The organism is Mesorhizobium sp. B1-1-5 (assembly GCF_006443065.1).
Taxonomy (GTDB): domain Bacteria; phylum Pseudomonadota; class Alphaproteobacteria; order Rhizobiales; family Rhizobiaceae; genus Mesorhizobium.
The window spans coordinates 1-7078 of sequence record NZ_VFWS01000185.1 but is presented as its reverse complement, the minus strand read 5'-3'; the positions used below and the strand labels follow the sequence as shown (position 1 = coordinate 7078).

8 protein-coding genes are annotated in these 7078 nt (G+C 65.4%); 5 read left to right on the top strand and 3 right to left on the bottom strand.

The window, feature by feature from the left end:
- Positions 1-233 precede the first annotated feature (233 nt).
- The 5 genes from FJ980_RS28730 to FJ980_RS28710 all read left to right on the top strand — a co-directional run bounded on the left by FJ980_RS28730 (position 234) and on the right by FJ980_RS28710 (position 5005).
- Positions 234-1001, top strand: a complete 768-nt coding sequence (locus FJ980_RS28730) for an SDR family oxidoreductase (protein WP_140547022.1) — start codon at positions 234-236, stop codon at positions 999-1001.
- Positions 998-1933, top strand: a complete 936-nt coding sequence (locus FJ980_RS28725; protein WP_140547021.1) for a 2-dehydro-3-deoxygalactonokinase — start codon at positions 998-1000, stop codon at positions 1931-1933. Before FJ980_RS28730 ends, FJ980_RS28725 begins: the two co-directional genes overlap by 4 nt.
- Positions 1930-2565: a 2-dehydro-3-deoxy-6-phosphogalactonate aldolase gene (locus FJ980_RS28720; protein WP_140547020.1), complete on the top strand. Its 636-nt coding sequence runs from the start codon at positions 1930-1932 to the stop codon at positions 2563-2565. Before FJ980_RS28725 ends, FJ980_RS28720 begins: the two co-directional genes overlap by 4 nt.
- Positions 2562-3440, top strand: a complete 879-nt coding sequence (locus tag FJ980_RS28715) for an SMP-30/gluconolactonase/LRE family protein (protein WP_140547019.1) — start codon at positions 2562-2564, stop codon at positions 3438-3440. Before FJ980_RS28720 ends, FJ980_RS28715 begins: the two co-directional genes overlap by 4 nt.
- Before the next feature lie 512 nt (positions 3441-3952).
- Positions 3953-5005, top strand: coding sequence for a D-alanine:D-lactate ligase-like protein (locus FJ980_RS28710; RefSeq protein WP_140547018.1), 1053 nt, complete (start codon positions 3953-3955; stop codon positions 5003-5005).
- A 328-nt stretch (positions 5006-5333) separates the two neighbouring features.
- On the opposite strand, the gene FJ980_RS28705 is transcribed toward FJ980_RS28710, so the two are convergent.
- The 3 genes from FJ980_RS28705 to FJ980_RS28695 are packed head-to-tail and all read right to left on the bottom strand — an operon-like array spanning position 5334 to position 6966.
- Positions 5334-5621, bottom strand: a complete 288-nt coding sequence (locus tag FJ980_RS28705; RefSeq protein WP_140547017.1) for a DUF1330 domain-containing protein — start codon at positions 5619-5621, stop codon at positions 5334-5336.
- 41 nt (positions 5622-5662) lie between these two features.
- Complete coding sequence (pyrF, locus tag FJ980_RS28700; protein WP_140547023.1) at positions 5663-6346, bottom strand: orotidine-5'-phosphate decarboxylase; 684 nt, start codon at positions 6344-6346, stop codon at positions 5663-5665.
- A 23-nt stretch (positions 6347-6369) separates the two neighbouring features.
- On the bottom strand, positions 6370-6966 hold the full coding sequence (locus tag FJ980_RS28695; protein ID WP_095769449.1) for an NADPH-dependent FMN reductase: 597 nt from the start codon (positions 6964-6966) through the stop codon (positions 6370-6372).
- Between the last annotated feature and the right edge of the window lie 112 nt (positions 6967-7078).

Genomic DNA, 7078 nt, shown 5'->3' with positions numbered 1-7078 from the left:
TTGCGCTGATTTCACGCAAATGAACGGAGAATCTTGCACCAAGACAAACGGCAACCTTTCAAAATCCCTGTGTCGGGGAACTAGAGCTTTCCGGCTGTTCGGAAGACCGGCCGGCGCCGCTTCGGCGGTGTGCCGGTCATTTGTCAGACATAACGCCGGAAATCCGACGTTTCCCGCTTGCTCCCGCGCTTTGTCTGGCTAGGATGCGCGCCGGCCAAACGGGAGAACAGATCATGATGCCATCGGCGCGTTTCGCCGACCTCGACGGCGCCTCGGTGCTGATCACCGGCGGCGGTTCCGGCATTGGTGCTGCGCTCACCGAAGGCTTTATGCGGCAGGGCGCCAACGTCGCTTTCATCGACATCGCCGACAAGCCAAGCACCGCCCTTGCCGACCGGCTGGAGAAGGAGCTCGCCCGCCGCCCGCTCCACCTCAGCGCCGACCTGCGCGACATCGACGCGCTGCGCGCCGCCGCCGCGAAGGCGGCCGAGGCGCATGGCGACATCACGGTGCTGGTCAACAATGCCGCGCTCGACGAGCGTCACGCAGTGGAAGACGTCACCGTCGAATTCTGGGACAACAACCTTGCGATCAACCTGCGCCCGCATTTCTTCACCGCGCAGGCCGTGGCGCCCGGCATGAGGCGGGCCGGCGGCGGCTCGATCATCAACTTCACCTCCACCTCCTATCTGATCAACCACCCCGATATGCCGGCCTACACCGCGGCCAAGGCGGGCATCCTCGGCCTGACCAAGGGCCTCGCCGGCAAGCTCGGCGCCGACCGCATTCGCGTCAACGCGGTGGCGCCAGGCTGGGTCATTACCGAACGCCAGCGCGAGCTCTGGGTCACCGACGAGGCGCTCGCCGCCCATGTCGCCAAGCAGTGCATCAGGGATGTCATGCAGCCCGACGACATGGTGGGCACGGTGCTGTTCCTGGCGTCGGACGCCTCGCGCATGCTGACAGCCCAGATGCTGATCGTCGATGGAGGCTTCCTGTGAGCCCGGCACCAGCGGTCGCTGCGCTCGACTGGGGCACGACCAGGCTCAGGGCCTGGCTGCTCGACGGCTCGGGCAAGGTGCTTGCCGAGCGGCGCGGCGACGACGGGCTGATCACCGCCCGCGAAAAGGGCTTTTCGAACGTGCTGGAAGACCATCTTGCCGCCATGGGCGCGCCGGACATGTTGCCGGTCATCGTCTGCGGCATGGCCGGTTCGCGGCAGGGCTGGATCGAGGCGCCCTACGTCACCGTGCCGGCGCCGATCGGCGCGATTTTGCGCGGCGCCGCCCGCATCGAGGGCTCGGGCCGCGACATCCGCATCGTGCCCGGTCTCGCCCAGCGCCTGGCCGACGCGCCCGACGTGATGCGCGGCGAGGAAACCCAGCTTGCCGGCGCCGGTTTGCCGGCAAAGGGGCGCCACCTCGTCTGCATGCCCGGCACGCATTCGAAATGGGTCGCGGTCGCGGACGGCGCGGTCACAGGCTTCGGCACATGGCCGACCGGCGAGCTGTTCTCCGTGCTGGCCACGCACTCGATCCTGAAACATTCGCTGGGCGAGCATCCCGCTCCGGTTGCCGCGGGCAGCCCGTTCTTCCGGCAATGGTGCGAGCGGGCTTTGGGCGAAGGCGGCGACATCACCTCGAAACTGTTTGCCATCCGCGCCGCCGGGCTTCTGCAGGATCTGCAGCCCAATGACGCGGCGGCCTGCCTATCCGGCCTTCTGATCGGCGGCGAGATCGCCTCGGCAAGGCGCCGCTATGGCGCCAGCGATGCGCCGGTGGCGCTGATCGCCTCCGGCGCGCTGGCCGAGCTTTATGGCGCGGCGCTGGGCCTAGCCGGCCTTGCCTTTCGCGCCGTGGACGCCGATGAAGCGGTGCGTGCCGGCCTCGTCGAGGCCGCGCGCGAGAACGGCATGATTGGAGGCGCTTCATGAGCCAGACCGCACCCTTCCCGAAACTGAAGCGCGGCCTTGTCGCCATCCTGCGTGGCCTGAAGCCTGCCGAGGCGGTGGCGATCGGCCGGGCGGTCCACGACGCCGGCATCGAGGCGATCGAAGTGCCGCTCAATTCGCCGGAGCCGTTCGTCTCCATCGCCGATCTGGTCGAGGCGCTGCCGAAAAGCGCGCTGATCGGCGCCGGCACGGTGCTGACGGCGGCGGACGTCGACGCCTTGCACGAGGCCGGCGGCAAGTTGCTGGTCAGCCCCAACATCGATGCCGAGGTCATGGGCCGCGCCATGCAATACGGCATGGTGACGATGCCTGGCGTGTTCACGCCGACCGAAGCCTTCCAGGCGATCCGGCTCGGCGCCTCGGCGCTGAAATTCTTCCCGGCAAGCGTGCTTGGACCGAGCGGCATCGCGGCGATCCGCGCGGTGCTGCCGGCAACGACGCTTGTCGGCGCCGTCGGCGGCGTTTCGGACAGAGACTTTGCCGGCTACAAGGCGGTCGGCGTCAGCGTCTTCGGGCTGGGATCGAGCCTCTACAAGCCGGGTGCGAGCGTCGAGGACGTGGCGCAGCGCGCCCGCGCCGCGGTCGCCGCCTGGGACGAAGCTTTCGGAGGATGACGATGGACGGCGTTTCGGTTTTTTCCGACCATATCTGCGAGCTCGGCGAGGGCCCGAGCTACGATCCCGCCGCCGACACGCTGTTCTGGTTCGACATCGTCAACGGCAAGCTTCTGGAAAAGCCGCTCGCCGGCGCGCTGAAAATCCATGATCTCGGCATCATGGCCAGCGCCATCGCCGTCATCGACGACGAGCGCCAGCTGATCGCCACCGAGATCGGCCTGCAAGTCCGGGACGTCAAGACCGGCAGGCTGACGCTGCACACGCCGGTCGAGGCCGACAATCCGCTGACGCGCTCCAACGATTCGCGCGTTCATCCCTGCGGCGCCTTGTGGACCGGCACGATGGGCAAGGACGAGCAGAAGGGTGCCGGGTCGATCTACTGGTTCTTCAAGGGCGAATTGCGCCGGCTGTTTTCGAGCATCACAGTCTCGAATTCCATCTGCTTCTCGGAGGACGGCGAAATCGCCTATTACACCGACACAGCGACCGGGCTTCTGATGCGCGTCGCCTGCGATCCGGCGACCGGCCTGCCGGCCGGCGAAGTGAAAGTGTTCGTCGATCATCGCTCCTCGAAAGGCTATGTCGACGGTTCGGTCGTCGACCGCGACGGCGTGCTGTGGAACGCCGTCTGGGGCGGCAAGGCGGTGAAAGCCTATTCCCCGGACGGCACGCTGCTGCGCGAGATCGCCATGCCGGTGACGCAGGCCTCCTGCCCCGCTTTTATCGGTGCAAAGGCCGACCGGCTGGCAGTGACCTCCGCCTGGAAAGGCAAGGACGAGAAGCAGCGCGCTCTCGACCCGCAGGCCGGCATGACCTTCCTGCTCGACATTCCAGTCCGGGGCCGCTTCGAGCCGCGCGTGCTGATCGCATAATTCCTCGACGCAGGGGTTTTGAAAGCGTCCTGGTTGTCGGCAGACAAGGTTTTTACCGTTCATTCCATGAAATCAGCGCAAACCCTGGAGATTGGCCGAAGCCTCTCAAACTCGTCATTCTAGGGCGGAGCAAGGAGCGAAGCGACGCGGCGCAGACCCTAGAATCCATTCCGTGACTTCCGAGCGCTGCTGCGGTGCAGAACTCTGCTCCGCAGCACTCTTCGATCAAGGTCACGGAATGGATTCCAGGGTCTGCGCGACGCCGCTTCGCGGCTGCTTCGCCCTGGAATGACGAGGTTGAGAGGCTTCGGCCAATCTCCAAGGTATGCCGCTCCCCAAAGCAAACAAAATCCCCTGCGCCAGGAACTGGAGCAATTCCAGGAAAGCGTGAGAACGGGTCGGCGTCTTCGCCGTCGGCTTACTGTCGCGCAATCGCCTCGGTTCGGTCGGTTTCCCGCAAGCCGGCCACTTCGGGCATGCGATGGTACGCGCCTGATTTCCCGGAGCTTTCGATGCCGCAGCCGACCTTGATCCTTGTCTATGAACCGGAAAAGGCCTGTTTCGACCGGCTGGTCGCCCAAGGTCATCCGGCAGAGCGCGCTATCGAGATTTCCTCCTATCTGGCGCAGTCGACCGACCTTGCGCCGGAATTCAACCAGCTTGCCGAGGCCTGCGAAAGGCGCGGCCTCGCCTTCAAGCCTGTCGAGCTCGACGACGCCGCACCGGTTCTGGCGGAGGCCGATCCGGCAATGACGCTGGTCTGGACGCTTACCGACGGTATCGCCTACTTCCGTGGCGGCGCTTCGCCGGCGCTGGCGCGGCTGAACCGGCTGCGCACCATCGGCGCGGACGATTCGCTGTTCGCACTCTGCCAGGACAAATTGCGTTCCGGCGCCGTGCTCGGCGCGCTCGGCCTGCCGGCGCCGCAGGCCGGCCTGGCGCGCAACGGCGCATGGCTGGTCGAGCCGCCCGCCTCGCCCAAAGGCTGGTTCGTGAAACCCAACCGGCTCGGCGCCAAGATCGGCATTTGGCCGGATTCGCGCGTCAGCGATCTCGGCCATGCGCTGGAGCTTAGCCGACGCGTTTTTTCGCATTATCGCGACGATGTCGTCGTCCAGCCCTATGTCGCCGGCCGCAACGTGCGGGCGAGCTTCCTTGGGCTCAGACAGGAAACCGGCATGGAAGCGCTCGGCATCGTCTTCGTCGATTCCGGCGGCGACTTTCAGACTATGGCCGATTCGATGGCGCTTTATGGCGAGACCGGCAAGGCGGCGAAGGATGCGGGCAGCTATGCCGAGCCGGAGCTCGAGCCGGTCGCCTCAAGCCAACCGGCGGCTGATCGGAGAATCCGCGCCATCGCGCAAAAGCTGATAAGCGCTCTTGGGCTGCGGGATGTCTTTTCCGTCGATTTCAGGGTCGAGGCCGACGACACCGTGCATCTCATCGAGTTCGAGGTCTGCCCCGGCCTGCCTTGCTTCGATTTCCGCGACTATTGCCGCAAGCAGTGGGGCCTGAGCCTCACGGACGCTATGGCGCAGACGGCTGGCAATAGATTGATGTCGTGACCTCCAGAGCGGCCGAGGCCTAACAACCTCGTCATTCCAGGGCGGAGCAAGGAGCGTAGCGACGCGCGCAGACCCTGGAATCTATGCCGTTACCTTGGCCACGGAGTGCAGCGGAGCTGAATTCTGGACCGTAGCGGCGCGTTGAAGCCACGGCATGGATCCTCGGGTCTGCGCTGCGTCGCTACGCTCCTTGCTCCGCCCGTGGATGACGAAGGGAGGGACGTTTCGGCACATCTCCAACGAATCGCAGATGCACGGTTGCCGTCCGAATTTTGTAAGAACAAAAGCTTGGAGCGGTTAGGCGGTTCGGTGAGAACGCTGAACCGCTTTAAATCCCCTCGACCAGCACGATCTCGCCGTCGGCCACTTTCTGGCGGATGGCGACGGCGCGCTGGTATTCCGGCGAGTGGTAACAGTCATGCGCCATGGCCAGAGATTCGAATTCGATGATGACGTTGCGGGCGCGGCCCGGCCCTTCGGCCTTTTCGTGCTCGCCGCCGCGCGCCAGGAACTTCGCGCCGAAGCGGTCGAAGGCGAGCTTCGCAGCGGCGACATAGTCCTTGTAGCCCTCGGCGTCGCGCACATCGACACGGGCGATCCAATATCCCTTCGGCATTCTTTTTCTCCTGTTTGTTTTTCGCGAAAGAGGGCCGGTCCTCAGGCGGATTGCATCTCTGCGAGGATCGCCTCGGCCGCAGCGCGCCGGTCCGGCGCCGCGACAATCGGCCGGCCGACGACAAGGTGGCTGGAGCCATTGCGGATCGCCTGCGCCGGCGTCACCACGCGTTTCTGGTCGCCATGGGCGCTGCCCGCCGGCCGGATGCCCGGCGTCACCACCGCCAAGTCGGGTCCGACGATGCGGCGCACCGCCTCGGCCTCCTCAGCCGAGCAGACGATGCCGCCCATGCCGGCATGCAGCGCCTGTTCGGAGCGCCTGAGCACTAGCGTGTGCGGGTCGTATTCATAGCCGGCGTCGATCACGTCCTGCTCGTCCATCGAGGTCAGCACCGTCACGCCGAGCAGGCAGAGCTCGCTGCCCTTGGCCGCCTCGACCGCCGCTCTCATCGTCTTGGGATAGGCATGCAGCGTCAGCATCGTCACGCCCATCTTGACGATGTTCTCGACGCCCTTGGCGACCGTGTTGTCGATGTCGAGCAGCTTCATGTCGAGAAACACCTTCGTGCCGCCGCTGGCCAGCTCCCGCGCGAAGTCCAATCCGCCGGCGAAGGCGAGCTGGTAGCCGATTTTGTAGAAGGAAACGGCGCCTTCGAGTTCGCGCACCGCCTTCTCGGCCTCCTTCAGCGTCGGCAGGTCGAGCCCAACGATCAGCCTGTCCCGCATTGTGTCGGCCTCCGCGAAATTGATCACGCCTCGATCCGGGTGGACAGCATGCGCGAGGTTTCGATCAGTGTACGGCATAGGCGCTCCATCGATTGCTGTAGTCTGGCGTCCCTGAATTGTCCGTCCTCGGCGAAGGCTTCGCCTGCCTCGGAGACCGAGCATTCGGGCGTGATCACCTCCATCTGGCAGCGCACCAGCACCGCGCGCAAATGGTTGATGCAGCGTATGCCGGCGAACTTGCCCCCGGAGGACGAGCAGAGCCCGACCGGTTTGCCGGCCAGCGGCCTGAACGTATGGCTGCCCTCGCGCCGTACCCGGCTCACCCAGTCGATCGAGTTCTTGAGCAATGGCGGGATCGAGCCGTTATATTCGGGCGTCGCGATGAGCAGCCCGTCATGCGCGGCGATCTGCCGGCCGAGCTTGATGGCGTTTTCGGGAATGCCTTTTTCCTTTTCCAGGTCCTCGTCCATGATCGGCAGCGGATAGTCGCCCAGCGAGATGCGCGTCACCTCCGCGCCCTGCATGGCCAGTTCCTTCTGCGCCACATCGGCGGTCCGGCCGCTGAACGCGCCGCTGCGGGCCGAGCCGGCGAAGACGAGGATTCTTGGGATCACTGGCATTGGCCACCCTTGTTCGGGGACAGGTACAGCCAAGGGACATTCAAATCAACGAGGGGTGGCAGAAAACGTTCGAGGATTGGCCGCCACCTACCAACTTCGTCATCCACGGGCG